Consider the following 26,986-nt stretch of genomic DNA (forward strand, 5'->3'; position numbering starts at 1 on the left):
CGCGCGACCTGAACGTAGAACTCGCGCGGCCTGGACGTACGACTCGCGAGGCCTGAACGTACGACTCGCGGGGCTTGGACGTACGACTCGTGGGGATGTCGTGGGGTCGGTCGCGCAGGTAGCGTCGAAGGGGTGAACCCGGCGACGCAGCAGGACCGCAGTGCACCGGTCGATTGGGACCTGGCCGTCACGACCGCCACCAGGCTCGTGCGGCCCGGCCCGGTGGTGCCCAGAGCAGAGGCGGACGTCGCGGTCGGCCGGTTGCGCGAGCTGGCCGTGGACGCCGAGGTGCACGTCCGGGAGCTGACCGGCCTCGGTCACGGGCTGCCGCTCAGGGCGGGCGAGGTCGTGGACCGGCCGGGTTGGGTGCGCGCCGCCGTGCAGGGGCTCGCCGCGCTGACCGAGGGTGCGCTGCCCAAGCAGTCCGGCGCGTTCGGCGGCCTCCTGGCGGGCACCGCGGGCGTGCAGGCGGGCGTCGTCGTGGCGTTCCTCAGCGGCCGGGTGCTCGGCCAGTACGACCCGTTCTCCGATGGCGGCAGGCTGCTGCTGGTGGCGCCGAACATCGTCGGCGCGCAGCGCGCCCTGGACGTGCCGGGCGAGGACTTCAGCATGTGGGTGTGCCTGCACGAGGGCACGCACCGCCTCCAGTTCACCGCCGTCCCCTGGCTCGCCGGGCACTTCTCCGCCCAGGTCGCCGAGCTGCTGGCCGGCATGGACGAGGGCGGCTCGTCGCGGCTGCGCGACCTGCCGAAGCGGCTGCGCGAGGCGGACGGCATCATCGACCTGCTCCAGGCGCCCGGCCAGCGCGAGGTGCTCGACCGGCTCATCGCCCTGTCCACGCTGCTGGAGGGCCACGCCGACCACGTGATGGACGCCGTGGGTCCGGACGTCGTGCCGTCGGTGCTGACGATCCGCGAGCGCTTCACCGCCCGCCGCAAGGGCGGCGGCCTGCTCGACCGCGTCCTGCGCACGCTGCTCGGCGTGGAGGCGAAGGTCCGCCAGTACGCCGAGGGTGCCGCGTTCACCGGGCACGTCGTCCACGCCGTCGGCATGGAGCGGTTCAACACGGTGTGGACCGGCCCGGAGACGCTGCCGACCCGCGCCGAGATCGCCGACCCGGCCGCCTGGCTGCGCCGCGTCCGGCCGTGAGCGGGAACGGGCCGCTCGCCGAGGTCCGCACCGCCGTCCGCCGGTTCCTCGCCGAGCACCGGCCCGAGGAGGTCGCCGTGGCGGTCAGCGGCGGCGCGGACTCGCTCGCGCTGGCCGCCGTCACGGCGAAGCTGACCCCGGCGCGCGCGGTCGTCGTGGACCACCGGCTCCAGGACGGGTCGGCCGAGGTCGCCGAACGGGCCGCGCGGACGTGTCGCGAGCTCGGTCTGGAGACCGAGGTCCGCACGGTCGAGGTCACCGGGTCGGGTGGTCCTGAGGCCGCCGCCCGCCGGGCCCGCTACGCCGCCCTGAGGCCCGGGCGCGGCCTGGTGCTGCTCGGCCACACCCGTGACGACCAGGCCGAGACGGTGCTGCTGGGCCTCGGCCGGGGTTCGGGTCCGCGCAGCATCGCGGGCATGCGGCCGCACGACCCGCCGTGGGGCCGGCCGCTGCTCGGCGTGTCGCGCGCCACCACGGCCGCCGCGTGCGCGGAGCTGGGTCTCACGCCGTGGCGGGACCCGCACAACGACGACCCGCGCTTCACCAGGGTCCGCCTGCGCCACGAGGTGCTGCCGCTGCTGGAGGACGTCCTCAACGGCGGGGTCGCCGACGCGCTCGCCCGCACCGCCGCCCACCTGCGGGAGGACAACGACGCGCTGGACGAGCTGGCCGAGGCGTTCGACGGCGACTGCTGCGAGGTGGCCGAGGTCGAGCACCTGCCGACGGCCCTGCGGCGGCGCGTGCTGCGGCGGTGGCTGCTCCTGGCGGACGTGCCCGAGTTGTCCGACTCGCACCTGCGCAGAGTGGACGCCCTGGTGAGCGACTGGCGTGGTCAGGGCGGCGTCTGGTTGCCCGGCGGCTTTGTGGCACGCCGCGCGCATGGCAGGCTGCGAGTGGAACCAGTGCAGTCATGACAAAAGGGGAACCGTCCGTGTACGACGGCGACATCAGTTCCGTGCTCATCACCGAGCAGGAGATCAGCGACAAGGTCACCGAGCTGGCCAACAAGGTCGCGGCTGACTACCCGGCCGACGGCGGGAACGACCTGGTCCTGATCACCGTGCTCAAGGGCGCGGTGATGTTCATGACCGACCTGGCCAGGGCGTTGCCGGTGCCGGTGCAGCTGGAGTTCATGGCGGTGAGCTCCTACGGCTCGTCGACCTCGTCCTCCGGCGTGGTGCGCATCCTCAAGGACCTCGACCGGGACATCGCGGACCGGGACGTGCTCATCGTCGAGGACATCATCGACTCCGGCCTGACGCTGTCGTGGCTGCTCAAGAACCTGGCGTCGCGCAAGCCGCGGTCGCTGGAGGTGTGCACGCTGCTGCGCAAGCCCGACGCGGTCAAGGTCGAGGTGCCGGTGAAGTACGTCGGCTTCGAGATCCCCAACGAGTTCGTGGTCGGCTACGGCCTGGACTACGCCGAGCGCTACCGCGACCTGCCCTACATCGGGGCCCTGGACCCCAAGGTCTACTCCGACTGAGGACGGCGGAGGGGCGTTCCCGCCGGCGGGAACGCCCCCACCTGCCCGACTCAGCAGTTCGGCCGGCAGCGGCGCTGCGAGATGCCGTCCAGCAGCACGCCGCGGATGTCCTGCGGCTCCATGGCCTGGTACGCCTTGCCGCCGGTGGCGTCGGCGATCCGCCGCAGCGCGTCCATGTCGGCGTCCTTGCCCAGCCCCACCATGATCATCGGCACCGGGCGGGCCGGGTCGACCTCGGCCTTCAGCGTGGCGAGCAGGGCGGGCAGGTCGATGCTGGAGATGTCGTCGTTGCTGCCGTCGGTGATCAGCGTCACCGAATTGATCTTCGACGGGTCGTAGCCCCGCTGCACGTGCCGGAACGCGGCCAGCGCCGTCTCGTTCAGCGACGTGCCGCCGCCCACCAGCCCGGGCAGGCCGCCCGCGCCCTTCTGGAGCTGCACGCGCCGCGGCGCGCCCCCGATCGGCTCGCCCAGTGGGCCGATCGGCACCAGCTCGATCCAGTCGTTCGGCGGCTTCTTGTCCGTGGAGAACGCCCACAGGCCGATCTCCGAGGTGTCCGGCAGCATGCCCAGCGCGGTGAGCGCGGCCTCGCGGGCCGCCTCGATGCGGGTGGAGCCGTCGCTCATCTTCTCGGCCATCGAGCCGGACACGTCGAGCACGGCCAGCAGCCGGGTGTCCAGGCTGACCGCGCCCCACGTGCCCAGCAGCTCGGAGACCTGCTCGGGGGACGGCGTCCCGAGGAGGGCCACGTCGTCGCCGCGCACCCCGTGCTCCTCGTTGGACCAGCCACCGGGCGCCTTGCCGTCGGGCGTGCGGAAGCCCGCCTCGGCGAACCGCCGACCGGTGTGGTCGGTGCGCAGCGCCCGCTCGAAGTCCTCGGCGGCCTCCGCGGTGCCCGGCTGCTCGCCCGACCGGCTGACCCGCACCACGGGGTAGTCGAACGAGACCGTGCCCTCCTCGGGGTAGGAGGCGACGACCCGCCGCGACCCGGCGGCCCGGTTCGCGGCCAGCACCGACTGCTCGGAGGCGGTGAACACCGGCGCGTCGTCGGCGCCCTGCACGACCTTGCCGAACGCGTCCCGCACCGACGGCAGCGCCGCGCGGCCCACCCGCAGCAGCGCGCCGATCAGCTCGGGCTTCGGCGTGCCGTCCGGGTTGCCGAGCTGCGCGCGGATGACGGCGAGCGTGGCCAGGCCCTCGGTGGACGTGGTCGGGTCGCTCAGCGTGACGCTGACCTTCGGGTCCACGACCTTGGCCCAGCTCACCGGGGCGATGGGCCAGCCGAGGTCCGTCATCGCCCGCGTCGAGCCCGCGATGAGCAGCGGCGAGGAGGCCAGCGGGTCGGAGATGTCGAGCCGCGGCGCGTCCGCGCCCTCGTCGCCGGCCTGGCGCTGGGTCTCGGCCGCCCACATGGACGAGTCCGGCACCCACAGGGCGGGCGGGTTGATCTGGGCGGTGGGCAGCTCCTTGGACACGTCCGCGGCGCCGCGCGCCTCGACCTGGACCTGCACGCACTTGCCGTCGACCACGGGCTGGGTGGCCTGGTAGTCGTCGGCGGCCCCCCGCACTACCTCCTCGACCGCCGGGGTGACGACGACCTTGAGCGGTAGGGTGCCGTCGCACTCCGGTCCGCCCGCGGCCCGCAGCGCGACCACGGTGACGCCGGCGGCGGCGACCACGCCGAGGAGCGCGCCGAGGGGCAGGAGCACGCGGCGGGCGCTGCCGCGGCGTGGCTGGGTGCGAGCTGACATACTCTTGGTACCTTCGGTTGGTGTTCACCCTTTCGGGTGCTTGGGGAACACTCCGTGACCTCCGAGGGTGACATGTGCTCCTCACATGACAAACTCTCGTGTCTCAGGTCACCCGAGTGGACCTCACGTCTTGTCTACCTGCTAGTAACGCACTACCTCCGGTAAGTGTTACGGGTGTGAGAGCCCCTCGGTTCACGCCCGCGTCCCCTCCCGGCTGAACCGCGTTGACCTGGGATACGTGTTCCCGGTTACGGCGGACGACCCCGTGGGAACACCGGAGGGGGTTCACCCGTTGGTCCGGCAAGACGCGATGGGTCCGCACGTGCAGCGCTCCGCCCGGCACCACGGGCGGTAGGCTGGTCGGACGGGTGAGCCCGTCTGCGCCCGTCGTCAAGTCAGGGAGGGTCGAGGCCGCCCGCCGGCCGTAAGTGCATGGACCGCAAGCGCCTGCTTCGCAACCCGCTGCTGTGGATCGTGGCGGTGTTGGTGCTCTTTTACGTCTTCAACGTGCTTTTCGACGACAACCGGGGCTACACCCCGATCAAGACGTCCCAGGCACTGCAACAGATCCGGGATGGTCAGGTCAAGGAAGCCACGATCGAGGACAAGGAGCAGCTGCTCAAGCTGACCTTGAACGACGGGGTGACCGTCGAGGGCAGCAACCGCGTGCGGGCCCAGTTCCCGGCCAGCTCCACGGACGAGATCTTCACCATCCTCGACCAGGCGGGCAACAAGCCGGTCGTCGAGACCAAGGTCACCCAGGACTCGTTCCTCACGCAGATCCTGCTGTACCTGGTCCCGCTGGGCCTGCTCCTGCTCCTGCTCATGTGGATGATGAACAACGCCCAGGGCGGCGGGAACCGCGTCCTCAACTTCGGCAAGTCCAAGGCCAAGCAGCTCTCCAAGGACATGCCCAAGACGACGTTCGCCGACGTGGCGGGCGCCGAGGAGGCGGTCGAGGAGCTCTACGAGATCAAGGACTTCCTGCAGAACCCGGGCCGCTACCAGGCCCTGGGCGCGAAGATCCCCAAGGGCGTGCTGCTCTACGGCCCGCCCGGCACCGGCAAGACGCTGCTCGCGCGCGCCGTGGCCGGCGAGGCCGGGGTGCCGTTCTACTCGATCTCCGGCTCCGACTTCGTCGAGATGTTCGTGGGTGTCGGCGCCTCGCGCGTCCGCGACCTGTTCGAGCAGGCGAAGCAGAACGCGCCCTGCATCATCTTCGTCGACGAGATCGACGCCGTCGGCCGGCACCGCGGCGCCGGCATGGGCGGCGGTCACGACGAGCGCGAGCAGACGCTCAACCAGCTCCTCGTCGAGATGGACGGCTTCGACTCGCGCGGCGGCATCATCCTGATCGCGGCCACCAACCGGCCCGACATCCTCGACCCCGCGCTGCTGCGCCCCGGTCGCTTCGACCGGCAGATCCCGGTGTCCGCGCCCGACCTCAAGGGCCGGAAGCAGATCCTGCGCGTGCACGCCAAGGGCAAGCCGTTGGCCCCCGACACGGACCTCGACGGCCTGGCCAAGCGCACCGTCGGGTTCTCCGGCGCCGACCTCGCGAACGTCATCAACGAGGCCGCCCTGCTCACCGCCCGCCACAACGGCACGGTGATCGACGGCGCCGCGCTGGAGGAGTCCGTCGACCGCGTGATCGGCGGCCCGGCCCGCAAGAGCCGGATCATCTCCGAGAAGGAGAAGAAGATCACCGCGTACCACGAGGCCGGGCACGCCCTGGCCGCGTGGGCCATGCCGGACATCGACCCGGTGTACAAGGTCACGATCCTGGCCCGCGGCCGGACGGGTGGTCACACCCTGTCCGTGCCCGAGGAGGACAAGGACCTGATGACCAGGTCGGAGATGATCGCCCGGCTGGTGTTCGCGCTGGGTGGCCGCTCCGCCGAGGAGCTGGTGTTCCACGAGCCGACCACGGGCGCGTCCAACGACATCGAGCAGGCCACGAAGATCGCCCGCGCGATGGTCACCGAGTACGGCATGTCCGCCCGGCTGGGCGCCGTCAAGTACGGCCAGGAGCAGGGCGAACCGTTCCTGGGCCGCACGGCGGGCCGGCAGGCCGACTACTCGCTGGAGGTCGCGCACGAGATCGACGAGGAGGTCCGCGAGCTGATCGAGGCCGCGCACACCGAGGCGTACGAGGTGCTCAACACCTACCGCGACGTGCTCGACGCGCTCACCCTCGAGCTGATCGAGAAGGAGACCCTGCACCAGAAGGACCTGGAGCGGATCTTCGCCTCGGTCGAGAAGCGGCCGCGGATCACCAAGTTCAACGAGTTCGGCACCCGCACCCCGTCGGACAAGCCGCCGGTCAAGACCCCGGCCGAGCTGGCCAAGGAGCGCGGCGAGCCGTGGCCGCCCGCCATCGAGGACCTCCGCGACGCGGAGCCCTCGGTGCCGGACCCGACGCCCGCGCCGCCGGTCAACCCGACCGGGCCGAACGCGCCGGTCTTCCCGGCCGGTCAGACCGCGCCGATCCCGACCAGCCCCAACGGCAGCAACGGGTCGCCGTACCCGGCGGCGCCCGCCGCGCCCGGGCAGCAGCACCAGCCCCCGCAGCACCCGTCGTCGGGCCCGCCGAACTACGGCGCGCCCCCCGGCTGGACCCCGGCGACCGCGCCGGGCGGGAACGTCGCCCAGCCGCCGTGGCAGCCGGGACCGACGGACGCCGAAGCGGGCAAGCGCAACTTCGATTCGGACCCGGACAACCGCACGTGACCGAGATCGACCGGACCGGCCTCCCCGCGAACGGGGGGGCCGGTCTCGCGCGTCGCCCCTTCGACCAGAAGCGCGCCGAGGCCGCCGTCCGCGAACTGCTGCTCGCGTGCGGCGAGGACCCGGAGCGCGAGGGCCTGCGCGACACCCCCGCCCGGGTGGCGCGGGCGTACCGCGAGCTGTTCGCGGGCCTCTACACCGACCCGGACAGCGTGCTGGCGAAGACGTTCGACGAGTCTCACGAGGAGTTGGTGCTGGTCACCGACATCCCCATGTACTCGTTCTGCGAGCACCACCTGCTGCCGTTCCACGGCGTCGCGCACGTCGGCTACATCCCGAACGAGCAGGGCCGGGTCACCGGCCTGTCGAAGCTCGCCCGGCTGGTCGACCTGTACGCCAAGCGGCCGCAGGTGCAGGAGCGGCTGACGTCGCAGGTCGCCGACGCCCTGGTGCGGCGGCTGGAGCCGCGCGGCGCGATCGTGGTGGTCGAGGCCGAGCACCTGTGCATGGGCATGCGCGGCGTGCGCAAGGCCGGGTCGCGGACCACGACGTCCGCGGTGCGGGGCATCTTCCGCAGTTCGGCCACCTCCCGGGCGGAGGCGCTGGAGCTCATCCGGGGGCGGTTGAGGTGAGCGTGCCCAGGCCCGGGCGCTGCGTGGTGATGGGCGTCCTGAACGTCACGCCGGACTCGTTCTCCGACGGTGGCCGCTACCTGGGGTTGGACGACGCGGTGGCGCACGGCGTGGCCCTGCACCGGCGTGGTGCGGACGTGGTGGACGTGGGCGGCGAGTCGACCCGTCCCGGCGCGGAGCGGGTGCCCGCGGACGTCGAGGCGGCGCGGGTCGCCCCGGTGGTCGCGGCGCTGGTCGCGGAGGGCGTGCCGGTCAGCGTGGACACCACGCGGGCCGAGGTGGCGGCGTCGGCGCTGGAGGCGGGCGCGTCGATCGTGAACGACGTGTCCGGCGGCCTCGCCGACCCCGGCATGGTGTCCGTGGTGGCCTGCGCGCGCGTGCCGTACGTGCTCATGCACTGGCGCGGGCACAGCCGGACCATGAACGAGCTGGCGGTCTACGACGACGTGGTGAAGGACGTGCGGGACGAGCTGTCCCGGCAGGTCGACGTGGCGCTGGCCGCGGGCGTGTCGGCGGACGACGTCATCCTCGACCCGGGGTTGGGCTTCGCGAAGGACGCCGACCACAACTGGCAGCTGCTGCACCGCCTCGACGCCCTGCTGTCGCTCGGGTTCCCGGTGCTGGTGGGCGCGTCGCGCAAGCGGTTCCTGGGCGCGCTGCTGGGCGGCCGCACCCCCGACGGCCGCGAGGACGCGACGGCGGCGGTGTCGGCGCTGGCGGCGTTCAACGGGGCGTGGGGCGTGCGGGTGCACGACGTCGGCCGGACGCTGGACGCGGTGACCGTGGCGGGGGCGTGGAGGGCGGGCGGTGTCTGACCGGATCTCGTTGCGCGGCCTGCGGGTGCGCGGCTTCCACGGCGTCTTCGAGCACGAGAAGCGCGACGGGCAGGACTTCCTGGTCGACGTGACGGCGTGGCTGGACCTGTCGCGCGCGGCGGCGACCGACGACCTGCGGGAGACGCTGCACTACGGCGAGCTGGCCGAGCGGACGGCGGCGATCGTGGCCGGCGGCCCGTACGACCTGATCGAGACGGTGGCGGGCAAGGTGGCCGACGAGGTGCTGACCGACCTGCGCGTGCGGGCGGTGGAGGTGACGGTGCACAAGCCGTCCGCCCCGATCCCGCTGACGTTCGCGGACGTGTCGGTGACCGTGCGGCGGACCCGTGACTAGGGCCGTGCTGTCGATCGGCTCGAACCTGGGCGACCGGGCGGGGTTCCTCCGGCAGGCGGTCGACGGCTTCGCCGGGTTCCTGGTCGCGGTGTCCCCGGTCTACGAGACCGCGCCGTGGGGCGTGACGGACCAGGACGACTTCCTCAACGCGGTCCTGCTCGTGTCGGGCCCGTGCGACGAGTGGGGCTGGCTGCGGCGGGGGCAGGCCCTGGAGGACGCCTCGGGACGCGTGAGGCTGAGGCGCTGGGGGCCGCGCACGCTGGACGTGGACGTGGTGACGGTCGACGGGGTGCGGTCGGACGACCCCTCGTTGCTGCTGCCGCACCCCGGGGCGCACGAGCGGGCGACGGTGCTGGTGCCGTGGCTGGACGTGGAGCCGGACGCGGTGCTGCCCGGCCACGGCCGGGTGGCCGACCTGGTGGCGGGGCTGGACCTGTCGGGCGTGGCCCGGCGGGACGACGTGCGGCTGACGTGACGCCGCCCCGGTCGCGCGGTTCGGGGACGATGGTGGGGTGAGGTTCACCAAGCCCCGTGATCTGGCCGCCGCCGCGCTCGTCGCGGGACTGCTCGCGCACCTGCTGGTCCGGCTCTCCTACTCGACGCTGCCGCCGTTGCCCACGTTCGCCGGTTTCACCCTGCTGGTGATCGCGGCGGGGAACCTGTGGTTGGCGGTCTCGTTGCGCGCGCGCATCCTGCGCAAGCCCGGCGCGCGACCCGTGGAGCCGTTGACGGCCGCGCGGGCGGTGGCGCTGGCCAAGGCCTCGTCGCTGCTGGGCGCGATCATGCTGGGCGCGTGGGCCGGGCTGCTGCTCCACGTGGTGCCGGTGCGCGGCGAGTTCGCGGCGGCCGACCACGACACGGTCAGCGGGATCGTGGGCGTGGTGTGCTCCGCGCTGCTCATCGGGGCCGCGCTGTGGCTGGAGCACTGCTGCCGGACGCCCACCGATCCCCGCGGGGACGGGTGAATGCGGACGCCGAGGTCTCGATCGGGTAACTGACCGGTACGGTAGACGCCATGACCGGGCGAGGCGCGTCGGACGATGACGAGCAGCAGGATCACGGTCGGGGTTCCGGGCGACTGCTGCTGGTGGGGGCACTGGCGCTCGCGCTCGGTGCCGCGGCGGTCCTCGTGCTGAGCGACAACGCCCGCTGGCTGCGGCTGGCCGTGATCGCGGCGCTGTGGGCCGCGCTGGTCGGCGCGTTCCTGGCCGCCCGCTACCGCCGGCAGATCACGGACCGCGAGGACGAGGTCGCCGACCTCCAGTCGGTCTACGAGCTGGAGCTGGAGCGCGAGGTCGCCGCGCGTCGCGAGTTCGAGCTGGAGCTGGAGACCGAGACCCGCAAGCGGATCGAGGAGGACGCCCGGGACGACCTGGAGGCGCTGCGCGGCGAGCTGCGCGCCCTGCGGGAGAACCTGGAGGCGCTGCTCGGCGGCGAGGTCCTCGTGGAGCGGGTCGCCCTGCGCGCCGAGTCGACCCGGATGCGCGCGCTCGGTGAGCAGTCGCGCCTGATGGCCGTCGGCGACAAGCGGATCATCACGACGGGGACCGCCGTGCCGGTGGCGAAGGCCGCCGACAAGGTCGCGCCGGAGCGCCCGGACCGCACCGAGCTGATCGAACGGGTCGAGCGGGTGGAGCGGATCGCCCACGACACCCGCAAGGACACCGCCCGGCGTCCCGAACCGGCGCGGCCGGAGCAGCCCGTCCGGCGCGAGCAGGGCCAGCCGGTGCGCCGCGAACCCGCGCGGGCGAACGCCGGCGGCGTCGTGCAGCAGCGGCCCGCGCCGCCCCCGGTCGTGCGCCGGGAGCCCGCGCAGGCCGGCAAGCCCAATCCCGCCGAGCGGGTGAACCGGGGTGACGCGGCGGCCAGGCAGGCCCCCGCCCAGGCCGAGCCGGCGCGGGAGCCCGAGCCGTCGAAGACCGAGCACACCGTGCAGCGGCGCAGCCGGGTGGCCGAGCGCACCGAGATGATCAGCCGCGATGCGTTGGCGCAGCAGGCCGAGGCCGCCCAGCCCGCGCGCAGGCCCGAGCCGCCGCGTGCCGGTGGCGGGTCCGTGCCGGTGCGGCGGTCGCCCGCCGAGCGCGCGGCCGGGCGGTCGCCCGCGGAGCTGACCGGTGAGCACCGGCCCGTGCAGGCGCGTCGCGCCGAGGCGACCGGCGAGCACCACCCGGTGCCCGGCCCGGTCGAACCGCGCCGGGTGGACCCGGCGGGCGAGCACCGGTCGGTCGCGGCCCCCGCCGGTCGTCGGCCGGGGCTCGAAGCCCGGCGGGCCGAGCTGACCGGTGAGCACCGCCCCGTGCAGGCGCGTCGCGCCGAGCCGACCGGCGAGCACCGGCCCGTGGCGGGTGGGCGGTCGCCCGCGGAGTTCACGGGTGAGCACCGCCCCGTGCAGGCGCGTCGCGCCGAACCGGCCGGCGAGCACCACCCGGTCGCCGGTGACGGGTTCGCGGACGAACGCCGGCCCGCGTCCGGCAAGCGCGCGGAGCAGACCGGGACCCAGCGGTCCATGGCGGCCGAGGGCGGTCGCCGGTCCGCCGAGCGGCGGACCTCCTCCACCGAGGCCGGGGCCAAGGCCGGCCGCCGGTCGGCGGACTCGGCGACGGCGTCCGCGGCCGGTCGTCGTCGCGCGCCGGAACCGGAGACCGGTGGCCGGCGTCACGCCGACGACGGGGGTGACACGTGGGAGGAGATCTCCAAGCCCGTCCGGCGCCCCGCGTCGACCCCGCCGCCGCCCCCGCCCGCACCGGTCGAGCCCGCCGGCGCCCACGCGGACGGCAAGTCGGTCAGCGAGCTGCTCGCCGCGTTCGGCGGGGGCGACTCGCCGCGCCGTCGCCGCCGCCGCGAGGACTGACCTACTTGTCGATGTCGCCGACGACCACGGCGAACGACCCGAGGACGGCGGGCAGGTCCGCCACCCGCGTGCCGGGCAGCAGGGCGGACAGCGCCTGCACGTTGTTGAACGACGGCGTGCGCAGCTTCAACCGCCACGGGGTCTTCTCGCCGCGCGACGCGAGGTGCACGCCGGAGGTGCCCAGCGGCGCCTCGACCCACGTGTAGACCGACCCCTCGGGGGCCTTGACCGCCTTGGGCAGCCGCAGGTTCACCGGTCCGGCCGGCAGCGCGGCCACCAGCCGTCGGGCGAGGTCGACGGACAGCCGCACCTCGTCCACCAGGCAGCGGACCCGGGCCAGCGCGTCGCCCTCGGTGCGCACCACGGGCCGCACGTCGAGGTCCCGGTAACCGGGCAGCGGGTCGTCGCGGCGCAGGTCGAAGTCCACCCCGGACGCCCGGCCGATCGGACCGGTCACGCCGTGCGCGAGCGCCGCGTCCCGGCTGAGCACGCCGAGCCCGGCCAGGCCCCCGGGCGGCTCGCCGGGGTCCACCGCGGCCAGCACGTCGAGCACCCGGCCGGTCCAGCCCGCCGGGACGTCCTCGCGCAGGCCGCCGATCCGGTTGAACATGAAGTGGACGCGCCCGCCGGACGCCTCCTCCAGCACGGCCTGCACGGCGTCGCGGTCGCGGGTGCCGGTGAGCGGGGCGAGGAACACCAGGTGCGCCATGACCCGGTTCAGCTCGCACAGCAGCACGCGCAGGACCTGGGCGCGCGGCGGGACGTCCATGCCGGTCATCCGCTCGACGGCGAGGGCGACGGCCAGCTCGTTGCAGAACGCGGCGAGCCAGTCGTGCCGGTTCGCCAGGGTCAGCACCTGCCGGTAGTCGCGGACCTCGAACAGCTTCTCCGCGCCCCGGTGCAGGTGCCCGACCAGCGGTTCGGCGGCGGTGATGACCTCGTCGTCGCGGACGGTCAGGCGCAGCCGGTACGCGCCGTGCGCCGACGGGTGCAGCGGCCCGAGGTCGACCACGCGGTCCACCCCGAGGTGCCGGGCGCCCGCGCCCACGCCAACGGTGATCTCCACCCCCTCATGCTCGCACGGGCCCCAATCCCGGGTGAGGGCGTGCGGGAAGCAGCCGTGCGAGGCGCCGCGCACCTGGACCGCGGCCACGGCGGGGTCGTCGGGCGGCGCGGCGACCCGGTCGGCCGGCTCGTGGGGTCGTGCGGTCTCGCCGTGGAGCCCGTGCCCGGGGGTCAGGGCCGCCAGGGCGGCAGCGGCGGGAGGAGCGACGACACCGGCACGCCCACGCCGTGCAGGAGCCAGCCGAACGAGCCCAGACCGCCGACGGCCCGCAGCTCGGCGATCCGGGACGCCCGCTCGGCCGACGCCAGCCAGTCCGCCGGGTCGACCCGGCCGGCGGCCCCCGGGGCGCCGGTGAGCCCCAGGGCGGCCAGCGCGTCCCGCTGCGAGACCAGCGCGAACCCGCCGCCCGCCGCCGCCCCGCACGCGTCCAGCGCCACGTGCGCGGTCAGGTCGCAGCTGCCGTCGAACACCGGCTCGACCCGCCGACCGCCGCGGTACGCCGCGAACGTCCCCGCCGCGTACCGCCCCGCGGCCCGGTCGGCCAGCACGTGCCCGTAGTCGACCGCCAGCGCCGCACCCGCCGCGACCCGCGACACCGCGTCCGCCCACGCCCGGTCGCGCGGTTCGCCCACCTCGGCCCGCTCACCCGCCCGCACCGGCCACCACCGGGCCAGCCACGGGTCGTCGCACGGCCCCTCCACCAGCGGGCACGGGATCGCGTCCAGCCACTCGTGCCCGACCAGCAGGCCGCGCACCGACCGGGGCGGCTCCGACGTCCACACCACCCCCGGCAGCGACCGCGCCGGACCCACGTCCACCGCCGTCACCACCAGGCGGCGGGCGAGGTGCGGTGGCGCCAGCGACCGCACGGAGGCGGACAGCTCGCCACCGCCCGCGCCGACGTCCACGAAGTCGATCCGGTCGGGCCGGCCCAGCGCGGAATCCACCCGGTCGAGCAGCACGAGGAGGGCTTCGGCCAGCTCAGGACCCACCAGCGGGGCGGTGCAGAAGTGGTCGGCGGGCACCGCGCCCCGGGTGAAGAAACCACCCGGTCCGTACAACGCCTCGCGCCACAGGGCTTCCGGGTCAACCACGGGGCAAGTGTCCCTTTAAAGTTCCACCCCGTGACCACTCCCGCCCGCAAGCGCGTCGACCAGCGCCGCTGGACCGTGCTGCTCCCGGTGATCGGGCTGATCGCGCTGGGCGTGTCCGCCCTGGTGCTGCTCGGCCTGGGCACGAGCGCCATCGGCCTGGGCCCCATCCTGGTCGGCGCCCTCGCCGCGCTGGTGCCCGTGGCCGCCGTGATCGGCGCCTGCCTGTGGGTGGACCGGTGGGAGCCGGAGCCGGCGAAGATCCTGCTGCTGGCGTTCCTGTGGGGCGCGTGCGGCGCGACCATCACGTCGTTGGTGTTCAACCAGACCGCGCACGTGCTGGGCGAGCTGCTCAACGGCGACGGGGCGACGTTCGCGGCCGTGGTGGGCGCGCCCATCACGGAGGAGGCGGCGAAGGCCGTCTTCATCGTCGTGCTGTACCTGCGCCGCCGCCAGGAGTTCGACGGGGTGGTCGACGGCATCGTCTACGCGGGCGTGGTGGCCGCGGGCTTCGCGTTCACCGAGAACATCTGGTACTTCGGCCGGGTCTTCTCCGACAGCGGTTTCGGCGACCTGGGCAGCGGCGTGATCGCGCTGTTCATGCTGCGCGGCGTCCTCTCGCCGTTCGCGCACCCGCTGTTCACGTCGATGGCGGGGATCGGCATCGGCCTCGCGGCGATGACCGCCAACCGCACGCTCAAGGTCGTCGCGCCGATCCTCGGCTACCTCGGCGCGGCCGGGCTGCACTCGCTGTGGAACTTCTCCACGACCGTCGGCACCGGCTCGACGTTCATCAACCTGTACTTCCTGATCATGGTGCCGATCTTCGCCGGCATGGTGTTCCTGGTGGTCTGGCAGCGCCGCCGCGAGCAGCGGATCGTCGCCGCGCAGCTGCCCGCGATGGCCGAGCGGCGGTGGATCGCCTCCAGCGAGGTCACCCTGCTGGCCAGCCTCCAGGGCCGCAGCCGGTGGCGGCGCGCGGTGAAGCGCAAGGTGGGCGACGAGGCGGCCAAGGCCGTCGCGGGCTACCAGGTGGCGGCGACCGAGCTGGCGTTCCTGCGGCACCGGATGGCGCAGGGCACGGCGGGCGCGGACGCGGAGAAACGTCACGCGATGATGCTGGACGTGCTCGTCGCCGCACGTCAGGCCGCTGTCGACGCACCGGGGGCGCTGAAGGCCGCGGGTGGTGTTCGTCGCAGTTGAGGGCCCCTCGCCCCGCACCGGATTACGCTCGCGGCCGTCGTCCGGTACCCGCTCCAAGGGACTGGAACGCCGCATAAGGAGTACGTCGCATGGACGCGACCCCCCGCCCCGCGCGGCTGGCCGTGGGAGTGATCTCCGCCGGCCGGGTGGGTTCGGTGCTGGGCGCCGCGCTGGCCCGGGCCGGGCACGTCGTGAGCGCCGTGTCCGCCGTGTCGCGCGACTCGCTGCGCCGCGCCGAGGACCTGCTGCCCGACGTCCCCGTGCTGTCGCCGCCCGAGGTCGCGGCCTCCGCCGACCTGGTGCTGCTCGCCGTGCCGGACGACGTGCTGCCGGGCCTGGTGCGCGGCCTGGTCGCCACCGGGTCGCTGCGCGCGGGCCAGATCGTGGTGCACACCAGCGGCGCGCGGGGCGTCGGGGTGCTGGCGCCGGCGGCCGACGTGGGCGCGCTGTGCGTGGCGCTGCACCCGGTCATGACGTTCACCGGCCGCCCCGAGGACGTGGAGCGGGTCACCGCCTGCTCCGTCGGCGTCACCGCGGCCGACGGCGACGAGGTCGCCTGGAACGTCGGCGAGGCGCTGGTGGTGGAGATGTCCGCCGAACCCGTGCGCCTGCCCGAGTCGGCCCGCCCGCTCTACCACGCCGCCCTCGCGCACGGCGCGAACCACCTGGTCACGCTGGTCGCCGACTGCGCCGACCTGCTGCGCGCCGCCGGGGTCGCCCACGCCGAGCGCGTGCTCGGCCCGCTGCTGTCCGCCGCGCTGGACAACGCCCTGCGGCACGGTGACCGCGCCCTCACCGGCCCCGTCGCGCGCGGCGACGCGGGCACCGTCGCCAAGCACCTCGCCGTGCTCGACGGGCACGACAGCCTGCCCGCCTACCGGGTACTGGCGCTCCGCACCGCGGCGCGCGCCCAGGCCGCCGGGCTGCTCAAGCCCGAAGCGGCGTCCGACGTCCGATCCGTCATCGAGGACTGAACAGGCATGACCAAGCCGCTCACCAAGGACGACTACAAGCCCGGCGACGTGACCGTGCACCACGACCCGGAGCGCCTGCACCGGGTCGTGAAGGCGCTGCGGGCCGCGGGCCGCAACGTCGCGCTGGTGCCGACCATGGGCGCGCTGCACGAGGGGCACCGCAAGCTCATCCGCGAGGCCCACGTCATGCAGAACACCGTGGTCGTGGTCTCGATCTTCGTGAACCCGACCCAGTTCGGGCCGGGCGAGGACTACGAGCGCTACCCGCGGACGTTGGAGTCCGATGTGGACATCTGCCGGGAGGAGCGGGTCGGCCTGGTGTTCGCGCCGTCCGCCGACGACGTGTACCTGCCGGGCTCCTCCGTGACGGTCCACCCCGGCCCGCTGGGCGACGAGCTGGAGGGCGCCAGCCGGCCCGGCCACTTCGCGGGCGTGCTCACCGTGGTGGCCAAGCTGTTCAACATCGTCCAGCCCACCTACGCGGTGTTCGGCGAGAAGGACTACCAGCAGCTGACGCTGGTCCACCGGATGGCGCGCGACCTGAACATGCCGACGCACGTGGTGGGCGTGCCGACCGTGCGGGAGGCGGACGGCCTGGCGCTGTCCTCGCGCAACCGCTACCTGTCCGAGGAGCAGCGGCAGGCCGCGACCGCGCTGTCCGCCGCGCTGGTGGCGGGCGCGCACGTCAGCGGCCGGGGCGCGGACGCCGTGCTGAAGGCCGCCCGCGACACCCTCGACGCCGTGCCCGGCGTCGACCTCGACTACCTGGAGCTGCGCGCGCCCGACCTCGGTCCGGCGCCCGAGAACGGCGACGCCCGGCTGCTCGTCGCCGCCCGCGTCGGCTCCACCCGACTGATCGACAACATCGCCGTGCTGCTTGGCACCGGTGACGAGTAAGGGGGCAACGATGTTCCGCACCATGCTCAAGTCGAAGATCCACCGCGCCACCGTCACCCAGGCCGACCTGCACTACGTCGGCTCGGTCACGGTCGACGAGGACCTGATGGACGCCGCCGACCTGCTCGCGGGCGAGCAGGTGGCCATCGTGGACGTCACCAACGGCGCGCGCCTGGAGACCTACGTCATCCCCGGCGAGCGCGGCACCGGCGTCATCGGCATCAACGGCGCCGCCGCGCACCTGGTGAAGCCCGGCGACCTGGTCATCCTCATCTCCTACGGGCAGATGGACGACGCCGAGGCGCGCTCGTACGAGCCGAGGGTCGTGTTCGTGGACGCGGACAACCGGGTCGTCGAGCTGGGCGCCGACCCGGCGCACGCGCCCGAGGGGTCGGGGCTGGTCAACGGGTCCACGAGCGGCGTCGTGGTCGTCGAGACCATCGCGCCGGCCGAGACCGAGGACGCGGCGGCGCTGGACGCGCTGATCCAGGCCGAGAACTAGCGAGAACCGGAGAACCGCACGTGCTGCTCGCCATCGACGTCGGCAACACCAACATCGTCCTGGGCCTGTACGACGGCACCGGCGACTCGGCCGCGCTCGTCCGCGACTGGCGGATGCGCACCGACGCCAGGATGACGGCCGACGAGCTCGCGCTGACCATGCGCGGCCTGCTCGGCGAGTACGCCGACGAGATCACAGGCATCTCGGCGCTGTCCACCGTCCCGGCGGTGCTGCGGGAGCTGCGCGTGATGCTCGGCCGGTACTACTCGGCGGTGCCGAAGGTGCTGGTCGAGCCGGGCGTGCGGACCGGCGTGCCGCTGCTCGTGGACAACCCCAAGGAGGTGGGCTCCGACCGGGTGATCAACACGCTCGCGGCGCACCACCTGCACAGCACGGCGTGCGTCGTCGTGGACTTCGGCACGTCGACCAACCTCGACGTCATCTCCGCCAGGGGCGAGTTCCTCGGCGGCGCGCTCGCCCCCGGCATCGAGATCTCGGTGGACGCGCTGGCGGCGCGGGCCGCGCAGCTGCGCAAGGTCGAGCTGGTGCGGCCCCGGTCGGTGATCGGCAAGAACACCGTCGAGTGCCTCCAGTCCGGCATCGTCTACGGGTTCGTCGGCCAGGTCGACGGGCTGGTGCGGCGGATCGTGGACGAGTTGCAGGTCGTGGACCCCGGTCCGGTGACCGTCATCGCGACGGGCGGGCTCGCGCCCCTGGTGGTGGCCGAGTCGGCGACCATCCAGGCGCACGTGCCGGACCTGACGCTGCTCGGGCTGAGGTTGGTGTTCGAGCGCAACATGAGGTGACGCGGGCGGCGGCCGGTCAGCGCGTGGCGCACCGGCGCAGCACGTAGGTGCGGAGGGGGAGGTCGAACTCCCCTTCCGCGGTCTCCGGGGTCTTCTTCAGGAAGTCCAGCATCCGCGCGTCGAGCCGCGCGCGTTCCGCGGCGTCCACCACGAGCATGTGCGAGTGCGTGTTGACGGTCGCCACCAGCGACTCGGCGGTGCGCCGCTGCGAGTGCGCGAACACCCGCTCGGCGGTCTCGCCGAACAGCTCGTGCGCGGGCATCCAGTCGCCGTAGGAGTTCCGGTCGTCGGCGTCCGACCTCCCGACGCGGTGGAACTCCGCCACCCACGGCACGGAGTCGTCGTCGCCGTTCCACAGCGCCGCGAGGACGCCGCCGGGTCGCAGCACGCGGGCGATCTCGGGCAGCGCGCGTGCGGCGTCGAACCAGTGGAACGCCTGGCCGACCAGGACCGCGTCCACGGTGTCGTCGGGCAGCGGGACGCGCTCGGCGCTGCCGGGCAGCGCGCGGACGTTCCGGTGCCGCCGCACCAGTTCCGTCAACATCTCCTCGTCCGGCTCGACGGCCGTCACCTGGTGGCCCTCGGCCAGCACGACGCCGGTGAGCTTCCCGGTGCCCGCGGCGAGGTCGAGCACGCGGTGCGGCCCCTCGCCCAGGGGCTCCAGCGCCCACCGCACGGCGGCGGCCGGGTAGTCGGGTCGGTGCTCCGCGTAGGCCGGCGCCGCCGCTCCGAAGGAGTTGGCCCGCCTGGCCCGCCAGTCCTCATGCCTCACCACCCACACCCTAGTGATCCGCACCGACCGCCCGGGAGGTTCGTCCGGCCCCTCCTCGACGGGGGCCGGCGGTCGATTCCGGGGAACCCGCGCGCGACTCCGGTGAAGGGGACGGAGTCGGCCCATTCACCGGGTCCCGTGCCGGAGCGCCACAAGGCGCGAGCCGTTGTCCGTGCGGTGGTGAAGATGTCACGCCCGAAACCTCTTCCGGGCGTCCGGGTAAGCTCCCGGCGGCACGCTCGTCGGCGAGCTGCGGAGCACCCGGTCGGCGACATCCCGCGAGTGCCCGCGTTTGTGCGTGATTTCCCCGTGGAGACCCCCGGCTTGCGCGGTTTCGCGTTGGCGGGGTATACCGGGAACCGGTCGAACCGGTGATCGGGCGTCAGCGGCCGGATGCCCGCGTCGCGTTGCCGCCGGGTGACGTCGAAGCGTTGCCGGTCGACGAGGACTTTCCGCGATCGGCGCGGTACGGAATGCCACCGGGTATCGGGAGGCGATCCCGTTCCCGACGCCCCCCGGAATGAGTAACTTCTCGGACTCCGGGCGGCGCATTCCGCTAGTTGTGCGCTAACCTGCACTCGCCAATGCTTTAAGGTCGCGGTCGGGGATGAAGAGCCGCGCATTCGAGTCCAGGAGGATACGCATGGCGCAGAAGGTCACCGTGACCCTGGTCGACGACCTGGACGGCGGGCAGGCCGAGGAGACGGTCGGTTTCGGCTTGGACGGTGTGTCCTACGAGATCGACCTTTCCGGTGCCAATGCGGGCAGGCTCCGCGATGCCCTCGCCGACTTCGTCGCCAGTGCCCGCAAGGCGGGGGGCCGCAAGCGCGGTCCGGGTCGACCGGCCGGTGTGAAGGCCGCACGTCCGGCTTCGGCGGACAGGGAGCAGAACCAGGCCATTCGGGAGTGGGCGCGCAAGCAGGGGATGAAGGTCTCCGACCGCGGGCGCATCCCGGCCGAGGTGCTGGAGGCTTACCACCAGCAGGGCTGAGGGCCCGCATTGCCGTGGTGACCGTCACTCCGCTGTCGGCCGGCCGCGGTCCGGGCAATGAAAACGTCGTTGTGCGAAGGGGCACCGGAATCCGGTGCCCCTTCGCGCGTTTTCCCGGCCGGCCGGGCGGGCGCCGGGGCGGTCGCGGGGAAGATCCATTCTCGGGCTGTTCCCCGCAGGGTGATCTTCTGTTCGGAGTGGCCCCTGTCTCGATTGGTTTGTGGGCTGCTTCACGTCGAGGGCCGGTTCCGTCGCGGTGGGTGCGCGCCGATCGACCGACGGTGTTCGGTTAGGCTTACCTCACCACAGGCCGTCGCACAGGAGGAGCGGGACGTGGCCCTCCGCACCGGTCGTCTGCTCCTGCTGCTGGGCCTGCTGGCCGTCGTCGTGCTCGGCAGCGTCGCCCTCGGGGCGAAGGACATTCCCCTCACCGGCGTCTGGCACGCGCTGACCACGCCGACCGGGTCGGAGGACGACCTGGTCGTGCGCGGGCTGCGGGTGCCCCGGACGGCGTTGGGCGTGCTCGCCGGCGTGGCCCTCGGGGTCGGCGGGGCGCTCATGCAGGGCCACACCCGCAACCCGCTCGCCGACCCCGGTGTGCTCGGCGTCACGCAGGGCGCGGCGTTCGCGGTGGTGCTGTCGATCTTCACGCTGGGCGTGACCAGCCTCCACGGGTACATCTGGTTCGCGTTCGCGGGCGCGCTGGTGGCGAGCGTGGTGGTGTTCCTCCTCGGGTCGAGCCGGACCGGGCCGACGCCGGTGACGCTGGCGCTGGCCGGCGCGGCGGTGTCCGCCCTCATGCACGGCCTGGTGTCGGCACTGGTGCTGCTGGACAGGCAGAGCCTCGACGCCTTCCGGTTCTGGCAGGTCGGCGGCCTCGCCGGGCGCGACCTGGCCGTGCTGTGGCAGGTGCTGCCGTTCGTGCTGGTCGGGCTGGTGCTGGCGGCGTTCAACGCGGGCGGGCTGAACGCGCTGGCGCTCGGCGACGAGGTCGCCCGGTCGCTCGGCCGGCGGGTCGTGCCGACCCGGGTCGTGGGGGTCGCCGCCATCACCCTGCTGGTGGGCGGAGCGGTGGCGGCGTGCGGCCCGATCGGGTTCGTCGGGCTGGTCGTGCCGCACGTGGCGCGGGCGATGACCGGGCCGGACCACCGGTGGCTGCTGCCCTTCTCCGGGGTGCTGGGCGCGGTGGTGCTGCTGGTCGCGGACGTCGTCGGGCGGGTCGTGGCCCGGCCGGGCGAACTGGAGGTCGGCATCGTGATGGCCCTGCTCGGGGCGCCGTTCTTCATCGCGCTCGTGCGGCGGCGCAGGCTGGTGAGGCTGTGAAGCCCGTGAAGACCGCGCCGCGGGACGGCGGGGCCGTCAGGATCGGCGCGGCGTCGTGGCGGCTGCGGTGGCGGCCGGCGGTGGTGGTGGCGGTGGGGCTGGTGCTGGTGCTCGTCGCCGGCGCGCTGAGCATCGCGTTCGGCGACTTCCCCCTCGGCCTCGGCCAGGTGGTGGACGTGCTGCTCGGCGGCGGTGCGCGGAGCCAGCGGTTCGTCGTGGTCGACCTGCGGTTGCCGCGGGCGCTGACCGCGGTGTTCGTCGGCGCGGCGCTCGGGTTGTCGGGGGCGGTCTTCCAGGCGATCGCGCGCAACCCGCTGGCCAGCCCGGACATCCTCGGCGTGACCTGGGGCGCGGGCGTCGGCGCGGTGACCGTGATCACCTTCGCCGGGTCCCTGGGCGCGGTGGGCGGGTCCCTGTCGACGGTGGGGGTGCCGCTGGCGAGCCTGGCGGGCGGGCTCCTCGCCGGGCTGCTCGTGTACGGGCTCGCGTGGCGGCGGGGCATCGAGGGCTTCCGGCTGGTGCTCGTCGGCATCGGCGTCTCGGCGGTGACCGGCAACCTCACCCACTACCTGCTGACGGTCGGCGACGTGACCGACGCGGCGCGGGCGATGGTGTGGATCACCGGCAGCCTCAACGGGCGCGGCTGGGAGCACGTCGTGCCGGTCGGCCTGGCGCTGGCCGTGCTCGTCCCGGCGGCGCTGGTGGGCAACCGGCAGCTCGGCGCGCTCCAGTTCGACGACGACACGGTGCGCGGGCTGGGCGTGCGGCTCGACGGCGCGCGCACCGTGATGCTGCTGCTGGCCGTGGTGCTGGCGGCGGTGGCCACGGCGGCGGCCGGCCCGGTGGCCTTCGTGGCGCTGGCGTCGCCCCAGGTCGCGCTGCGGCTGGCGGGCACGGCCACGCCGCCGCCGCTCGGGTCGGCGGTGGTCGGCGCGCTGCTCGTGGTGGCGTCCGACCTCGTCTCGCGGCTCGCGTTCGGCGGGATCGAACTGCCGGTGGGCGTGGTGACGGCCGTGCTCGGCGCTCCTTATCTCATGTACCTGCTCGTTCGGAGTCGTCGGGAGGCTCGGGTATGACCGCGGTGCGACTCCAGGCGCAGGACCTGTCGGTCGGGTACGGGGAGCGGGCGGTCGTCTCGGGGCTGGACCTGGACGTCGTGGCCGGGTCGGTGACGGCCGTCATCGGACCGAACGGGTGCGGGAAGTCCACGCTGCTGCGCGCGCTGGGGCGGTTGCTCCCGGCGCGGGGCGGGGCCGTGCTGCTCGACGGCAAGCGCATCGACCGCACGCCCACGCGCGAGGTCGCCAAGGTGCTGGCGATGCTGCCGCAGGCGCCGCAGGCACCGGAGGGGCTGACCGTCGCGGACCTGGTGGCGCGGGGTCGCCACCCGCACCAGGCGTGGTACCGGCAGTGGTCGCCCGCCGACGAGGAGGCGGTGGGCGAGGCGCTGCGGATGACCGGGATGGCGGACCTGGCGTCGCGGACCGTCGACGAGCTGTCCGGCGGCCAGCGGCAGCGCGCGTGGATCTCCATGGCGCTGGCGCAGGGCACGGACCTGCTGCTGCTCGACGAGCCCACAACCTACCTGGACCTGGCCCACCAGATCGACGTGCTCGACCTCGTGCAGCGGTTGCACGTCGACTTCGGCCGGACCGTGGTCATGGTGCTGCACGACCTCAACCTGGCCGCGCGGTACGCGGAGCGGCTGGTGGCGATGAAGGACGGCGGGATCGTGGTCGCCGGGACGCCGGACGAGGTGCTGACCGAGGCCAACCTGCTGGAGGTGTTCGGGCTGGAGGCCCGGGTGGTGGCGGACCCGGTGTCCGGGACGCCGCTGGTGGTGCCCGTCGGGCACCGGCACCGCTGAGGCGTCAGGAGCAGACGCGCGGGCAGGTGCCGCACGCCTCGGCGTTCGGCAGGACGAAGTGGAAGCAGCAGCTCTCCCGGCGGCGGGTCCAGCCCGTGTCGGTGGCCTTGAGCGTCGACGCCGAGGTGAACGGGTCGAGCTTGGCCGGAAGCAGCAGCGCCGAGTCCATCACGCCGGCCGTCTCGTCGCCGCACAGCCGGCCTGCGGTCCACGCGGCGCTGTCCAGCGCGTCCGTGGCGGCGGCCCACAGCATGCGGCGGCCCAGCCGGACGGTGGGGCCGAAGGAGCCCACGAACCCGGCGGCGTGCGCGGCGAACCGGGTGCGGAGGAGGGCGGCGAGGGCGTTCTCGTCGGAGACGACGGTGGCGGCGGGGTGGTTGCCCGCCGGGTCCTCGGGCAGGCACGCGAAGTCGTCGGTCAGCAGGGCCACGCCGACGGTGTGCGGACGGCCCTCCGGGGCGATGCGCAGGGCGACGTCGGCGGGTCGGAGCGACGGCACCCGGCGGGCGGTGTGGAAGAGGAGGCCGCCGAGCACGCCGACGACGTTGAGGTACCAGCTCATCACGTACCCGGCGGTCGTGCGGTCGGGCGCCTCGCCGTACTGCTCGCGCAGCCACTCGGCCAGGGACTTCCGCCACACGTCGAACCGCTGGGGCTCGTCGAGGAACTCCGCGCACGTCGTCCACTCGGCCCGTTCGGCCTGGTCGACCGGGAGGCCGAACCTGAGCTCGAAGTGCGGCGCGCGCGAGGCGGCGCGCAGGAGGGACTCGGCGACCGGCGTCGTCGCCGAGGTGGTGCGTGCCCTGACCCTCGCCGGTACCGTCATCTCCAGAAGGTCCTCGTGTTCGGAGTGGTTGAGGTTTGCCTAACCTTACCCAGGTTCGCCTAACTTGCACCGTGGTGTGGTGTCGGTCACTTCGGGGTGTCGCCGAACGGTTGAATGTTCGCGTTGAGCGGACAGGACCCGTTCCGTGGAATCTGCCTGGCAGATCACGCGTTGATACCGATGTCAGAGATCCCCGCGGACGACTGCCGGCGAACGGGAACCGAGAGTGCCGGGGGCTGACGACTACAGTGGTCCCACGGTGCCGCGCTCTCCACGGTCGGCCAGACGGCCAGCCGGTGGTGAGCCCGAGGACCGCCGGCGCAGCAGTCAGGGAGTGCGAATGTTCGAAAGGTTCACCGACCGCGCGAGGCGGGTGGTTGTCCTGGCCCAGGAAGAGGCCAGGATGCTCAACCACAACTACATCGGCACCGAGCACATCCTCCTGGGGTTGATCCACGAGGGTGAAGGTGTCGCCGCCAAGGCGCTGGAGTCGCTGGGGATCGCGCTGGAGGGTGTGCGCCAGCAGGTCGAGGAGATCATCGGCCAGGGGCAGCAGGCCCCGTCCGGCCACATCCCCTTCACCCCGCGTGCGAAGAAGGTGCTGGAGCTGTCCCTCCGCGAGGCGCTCCAGCTCGGCCACAACTACATCGGCACGGAGCACATCCTGCTCGGCCTGATCCGCGAGGGCGAGGGTGTCGCCGCGCAGGTCCTGGTCAAGCTGGGTGCCGACCTCAACCGCGTGCGCCAGCAGGTCCTCCAGCTGCTGTCCGGCTACTCGGGCGGCAAGGAGCCGGCGGAGTCCGGCGGCCGCGGTGAGGGCACGCCGTCGTCCTCGTTGGTGCTCGACCAGTTCGGGCGCAACCTCACCGCCTCGGCGCGGGAGGGCAAGCTCGACCCGGTGATCGGGCGCGCCAAGGAGATCGAGCGGGTCATGCAGGTGCTGTCCCGCCGCACCAAGAACAACCCGGTCCTGATCGGCGAGCCCGGCGTGGGCAAGACCGCCGTCGTCGAGGGCCTGGCCCAGATGGTCGTCAAGGGCGAGGTGCCCGAGACGCTCAAGGACAAGCAGCTCTACACCCTGGACCTCGGGTCCCTGGTGGCGGGCTCGCGGTACCGCGGTGACTTCGAGGAGCGCCTGAAGAAGGTGCTCAAGGAGATCCGCACCCGCGGTGACATCATCCTGTTCATCGACGAGATCCACACCCTCGTGGGTGCGGGCGCGGCCGAGGGCGCGATCGACGCGGCTTCCATCCTGAAGCCCATGTTGGCGCGCGGCGAGCTCCAGACCATCGGCGCGACGACGTTGGACGAGTACCGCAAGTACGTCGAGAAGGACCCCGCTCTCGAGCGCCGGTTCCAGCCGATCCAGGTCGGCGAGCCGTCGCTGGAGCACACCATCGAGATCCTCAAGGGTCTCCGCGACCGGTACGAGGCCCACCACCGGGTCTCCATCACCGACTCCGCGCTGGTGGCGGCGGCCACGCTGGCCGACCGGTACATCAACGACCGGTTCCTGCCGGACAAGGCGATCGACCTGATCGACGAGGCCGGCGCGCGGATGCGCATCCGCCGGATGACCGCGCCGCCGGACCTGCGCGAGTTCGACGAGAAGATCGCCGACGTGCGTCGCGACAAGGAGTCCGCGATCGACGCGCAGGACTTCGAGCGGGCCGCGAAGCTGCGCGACGCGGAGAAGCAGCTGCTCGGTCAGAAGGCCGAGCGGGAGAAGCAGTGGAAGGACGGCGACCTCGACGTCGTCGCCGAGGTGGACGACGAGCAGATCGCCGAGGTGCTGGCGAACTGGACCGGTATCCCCGTGTTCAAGCTCACCGAGGAGGAGACCACGCGTCTGCTCCGCATGGAGGACGAGCTGCACAAGCGGATCATCGGCCAGGTCGACGCGGTCAAGGCCGTGTCGCAGGCGATCCGCCGGACGCGGGCCGGGTTGAAGGACCCGAAGCGGCCGTCCGGTTCGTTCATCTTCGCCGGCCCGTCGGGCGTCGGCAAGACGGAGCTGTCGAAGGCGCTGGCGAACTTCCTGTTCGGCGAGGACGACGCGCTCATCCAGATCGACATGGGCGAGTTCCACGACCGGTACACCGCCTCGCGGCTCTTCGGCGCCCCTCCCGGGTACGTGGGTTACGAGGAGGGTGGCCAGCTCACCGAGAAGGTGCGGCGCAAGCCGTTCTCCGTGGTGCTGTTCGACGAGATCGAGAAGGCCCACCAGGAGGTCTACAACACGCTGCTCCAGGTGTTGGAGGACGGCCGCCTGACCGACGGCCAGGGCCGGACGGTGGACTTCAAGAACACCGTCATCATCTTCACCTCGAACCTCGGCACCTCGGACATCTCGAAGGCCGTGGGCCTGGGCTTCACCTCGGGTCAGGACACCGCGTCCAACTACGAGCGCATGAAGAACAAGGTCAACGACGAGCTGAAGAAGCACTTCCGGCCCGAGTTCCTCAACCGCATCGACGACATCATCGTCTTCCACCAGCTCACGCAGAACGAGATCATCAAGATGGTGGACCTGATGATCGCCCGCGTCGAGCAGCAGTTGAAGAACAAGGACATGGCGATCGAGCTCACGGATCGCGCGAAGATGCTGCTGGCCAAGCGCGGGTTCGACCCCGTGCTGGGCGCCCGGCCGCTGCGCCGGACCATCCAGCGCGAGATCGAGGACCAGCTGTCGGAGAAGATCCTGTTCGGGGAGATCCAGCCCGGCCAGATCATCATCACCGACGTCGAGGGCTGGGACGGCGGGGAGAACGAGCCCGACGACAAGGCCCACTTCGTGTTCCGGGGCGAGACCAAGCCGATGCGGGTGCCGGACGCGCCCCCCGTCGACATGGCCGCTTCCGGCGGCGAGGGTGGCGGCGACTCGGAGGCCGAGTCCGCCTAGTCC

General features: G+C 73.2%; 25 protein-coding genes. 20 read left to right on the plus strand and 5 right to left on the minus strand.

What is annotated here, in order from left to right:
- Window positions 1–132: 132 nt before the first annotated feature.
- Genes CKY47_RS05080 through hpt form a run of 3 tightly spaced genes read left to right on the plus strand, consistent with a single transcriptional unit; the run spans window position 133 to window position 2,632 of the window.
- Entirely contained in the window at window positions 133–1,149 is a 1,017-nt protein-coding gene (locus tag CKY47_RS05080; protein WP_306744411.1) for an Rv3626c family coenzyme F420 biosynthesis-associated protein, read from the plus strand.
- Window positions 1,146–2,063, plus strand: coding sequence for a tRNA lysidine(34) synthetase TilS (gene tilS / locus CKY47_RS05085; RefSeq protein WP_306744412.1), 918 nt, complete (start codon window positions 1,146–1,148; stop codon window positions 2,061–2,063). The genes CKY47_RS05080 and tilS overlap by 4 nt, the downstream gene beginning before the upstream one ends.
- 17 nt (window positions 2,064–2,080) lie before the next feature.
- Window positions 2,081–2,632, plus strand: a complete 552-nt coding sequence (gene hpt, locus CKY47_RS05090; protein WP_306744551.1) for a hypoxanthine phosphoribosyltransferase — start codon at window positions 2,081–2,083, stop codon at window positions 2,630–2,632.
- 50 nt (window positions 2,633–2,682) lie between these two features.
- Here the strand turns inward: hpt and CKY47_RS05095 are convergent, their stop codons facing one another.
- Window positions 2,683–4,383 carry a substrate-binding and VWA domain-containing protein gene (locus CKY47_RS05095; protein ID WP_306744413.1) on the minus strand — a complete coding sequence of 567 codons (1,701 nt, stop codon included), beginning with the start codon at window positions 4,381–4,383 and terminating at the stop codon, window positions 2,683–2,685.
- A 432-nt stretch (window positions 4,384–4,815) separates the two neighbouring features.
- On the opposite strand from CKY47_RS05095, the gene ftsH reads away from it, so the two are divergent.
- The 7 genes from ftsH to CKY47_RS05130 are packed head-to-tail and all read left to right on the plus strand — an operon-like array spanning window position 4,816 to window position 11,763.
- The gene (ftsH, locus tag CKY47_RS05100; protein ID WP_306744414.1) at window positions 4,816–7,113 is read left to right on the plus strand and encodes an ATP-dependent zinc metalloprotease FtsH; all 2,298 of its coding nucleotides are present in this window, start codon (window positions 4,816–4,818) and stop codon (window positions 7,111–7,113) included.
- Between the two features lie 5 nt (window positions 7,114–7,118).
- Complete coding sequence (gene folE / locus CKY47_RS05105; protein ID WP_306744552.1) at window positions 7,119–7,742, plus strand: GTP cyclohydrolase I FolE; 624 nt, start codon at window positions 7,119–7,121, stop codon at window positions 7,740–7,742.
- Window positions 7,743–7,771: 29 nt separating this feature from the next.
- Window positions 7,772–8,557, plus strand: coding sequence for a dihydropteroate synthase (folP, locus tag CKY47_RS05110; protein ID WP_306744553.1), 786 nt, complete (start codon window positions 7,772–7,774; stop codon window positions 8,555–8,557).
- On the plus strand, window positions 8,550–8,912 hold the full coding sequence (gene folB, locus CKY47_RS05115; RefSeq protein ID WP_306744415.1) for a dihydroneopterin aldolase: 363 nt from the start codon (window positions 8,550–8,552) through the stop codon (window positions 8,910–8,912). Before folP ends, folB begins: the two co-directional genes overlap by 8 nt.
- The gene (folK, locus tag CKY47_RS05120; RefSeq protein WP_306744416.1) at window positions 8,905–9,387 is read left to right on the plus strand and encodes a 2-amino-4-hydroxy-6-hydroxymethyldihydropteridine diphosphokinase; all 483 of its coding nucleotides are present in this window, start codon (window positions 8,905–8,907) and stop codon (window positions 9,385–9,387) included. The genes folB and folK overlap by 8 nt, the downstream gene beginning before the upstream one ends.
- A gap of 37 nt (window positions 9,388–9,424) precedes the next feature.
- The gene (locus CKY47_RS05125; RefSeq protein ID WP_306744417.1) at window positions 9,425–9,877 is read left to right on the plus strand and encodes a DUF3180 domain-containing protein; all 453 of its coding nucleotides are present in this window, start codon (window positions 9,425–9,427) and stop codon (window positions 9,875–9,877) included.
- Window positions 9,878–9,927: 50 nt separating this feature from the next.
- Entirely contained in the window at window positions 9,928–11,763 is a 1,836-nt protein-coding gene (locus CKY47_RS05130; protein WP_306744418.1) for a DUF6779 domain-containing protein, read from the plus strand.
- 1 nt (window position 11,764) lies between these two features.
- Here the strand turns inward: CKY47_RS05130 and CKY47_RS05135 are convergent, their stop codons facing one another.
- Window positions 11,765–12,829, minus strand: a complete 1,065-nt coding sequence (locus CKY47_RS05135; RefSeq protein ID WP_306744419.1) for an NADH-quinone oxidoreductase subunit D — start codon at window positions 12,827–12,829, stop codon at window positions 11,765–11,767.
- Window positions 12,830–12,999: 170 nt separating this feature from the next.
- Entirely contained in the window at window positions 13,000–13,923 is a 924-nt protein-coding gene (locus CKY47_RS05140; protein WP_306744420.1) for an SAM-dependent methyltransferase, read from the minus strand.
- 75 nt (window positions 13,924–13,998) lie between these two features.
- Here CKY47_RS05140 and CKY47_RS05145 point away from each other — a divergent pair, with 75 nt between their 5' ends.
- From CKY47_RS05145 to CKY47_RS05165, 5 genes are all read left to right on the plus strand, one after another.
- Window positions 13,999–15,123, plus strand: coding sequence for a PrsW family intramembrane metalloprotease (locus CKY47_RS05145; protein ID WP_306744554.1), 1,125 nt, complete (start codon window positions 13,999–14,001; stop codon window positions 15,121–15,123).
- An 89-nt stretch (window positions 15,124–15,212) separates the two neighbouring features.
- A complete protein-coding gene (locus tag CKY47_RS05150; protein WP_306744421.1) occupies window positions 15,213–16,097 on the plus strand; it encodes a Rossmann-like and DUF2520 domain-containing protein in 885 nt (294 codons plus the stop codon).
- Window positions 16,098–16,103: 6 nt separating this feature from the next.
- Window positions 16,104–16,994, plus strand: a complete 891-nt coding sequence (gene panC / locus CKY47_RS05155; protein WP_306744422.1) for a pantoate--beta-alanine ligase — start codon at window positions 16,104–16,106, stop codon at window positions 16,992–16,994.
- A 10-nt stretch (window positions 16,995–17,004) separates the two neighbouring features.
- The gene (gene panD, locus CKY47_RS05160; RefSeq protein WP_306744423.1) at window positions 17,005–17,496 is read left to right on the plus strand and encodes an aspartate 1-decarboxylase; all 492 of its coding nucleotides are present in this window, start codon (window positions 17,005–17,007) and stop codon (window positions 17,494–17,496) included.
- 20 nt (window positions 17,497–17,516) lie between these two features.
- Window positions 17,517–18,302, plus strand: coding sequence for a type III pantothenate kinase (locus CKY47_RS05165; RefSeq protein WP_306744424.1), 786 nt, complete (start codon window positions 17,517–17,519; stop codon window positions 18,300–18,302).
- A gap of 16 nt (window positions 18,303–18,318) precedes the next feature.
- Here CKY47_RS05165 and CKY47_RS05170 read toward each other — a convergent pair whose 3' ends face one another.
- Complete coding sequence (locus tag CKY47_RS05170) at window positions 18,319–19,074, minus strand: class I SAM-dependent methyltransferase (protein WP_306744425.1); 756 nt, start codon at window positions 19,072–19,074, stop codon at window positions 18,319–18,321.
- A gap of 643 nt (window positions 19,075–19,717) precedes the next feature.
- On the opposite strand from CKY47_RS05170, the gene CKY47_RS05175 reads away from it, so the two are divergent.
- From CKY47_RS05175 to CKY47_RS05190, 4 genes are all read left to right on the plus strand, one after another.
- Entirely contained in the window at window positions 19,718–20,065 is a 348-nt protein-coding gene (locus CKY47_RS05175; protein WP_306744426.1) for a histone-like nucleoid-structuring protein Lsr2, read from the plus strand.
- A 333-nt stretch (window positions 20,066–20,398) separates the two neighbouring features.
- Window positions 20,399–21,388, plus strand: coding sequence for a FecCD family ABC transporter permease (locus tag CKY47_RS05180; protein ID WP_306744427.1), 990 nt, complete (start codon window positions 20,399–20,401; stop codon window positions 21,386–21,388).
- Window positions 21,385–22,464: a FecCD family ABC transporter permease gene (locus tag CKY47_RS05185; protein ID WP_306744428.1), complete on the plus strand. Its 1,080-nt coding sequence runs from the start codon at window positions 21,385–21,387 to the stop codon at window positions 22,462–22,464. Before CKY47_RS05180 ends, CKY47_RS05185 begins: the two co-directional genes overlap by 4 nt.
- The gene (locus CKY47_RS05190) at window positions 22,461–23,255 is read left to right on the plus strand and encodes an ABC transporter ATP-binding protein (RefSeq protein ID WP_306744429.1); all 795 of its coding nucleotides are present in this window, start codon (window positions 22,461–22,463) and stop codon (window positions 23,253–23,255) included. The genes CKY47_RS05185 and CKY47_RS05190 overlap by 4 nt, the downstream gene beginning before the upstream one ends.
- Window positions 23,256–23,259: 4 nt before the next feature.
- On the opposite strand, the gene CKY47_RS05195 is transcribed toward CKY47_RS05190, so the two are convergent.
- Window positions 23,260–24,081, minus strand: coding sequence for a (2Fe-2S)-binding protein (locus CKY47_RS05195; RefSeq protein WP_306744430.1), 822 nt, complete (start codon window positions 24,079–24,081; stop codon window positions 23,260–23,262).
- A 340-nt stretch (window positions 24,082–24,421) separates the two neighbouring features.
- On the opposite strand from CKY47_RS05195, the gene CKY47_RS05200 reads away from it, so the two are divergent.
- Window positions 24,422–26,983: an ATP-dependent Clp protease ATP-binding subunit gene (locus tag CKY47_RS05200; RefSeq protein ID WP_306744431.1), complete on the plus strand. Its 2,562-nt coding sequence runs from the start codon at window positions 24,422–24,424 to the stop codon at window positions 26,981–26,983.
- The last annotated feature ends 3 nt before the right edge of the window (window positions 26,984–26,986 follow it).

Source organism: Saccharothrix longispora (assembly GCF_030852425.1).
In the GTDB taxonomy this organism is placed as follows: Bacteria; Actinomycetota; Actinomycetes; order Mycobacteriales; family Pseudonocardiaceae; genus Actinosynnema; species Actinosynnema longispora.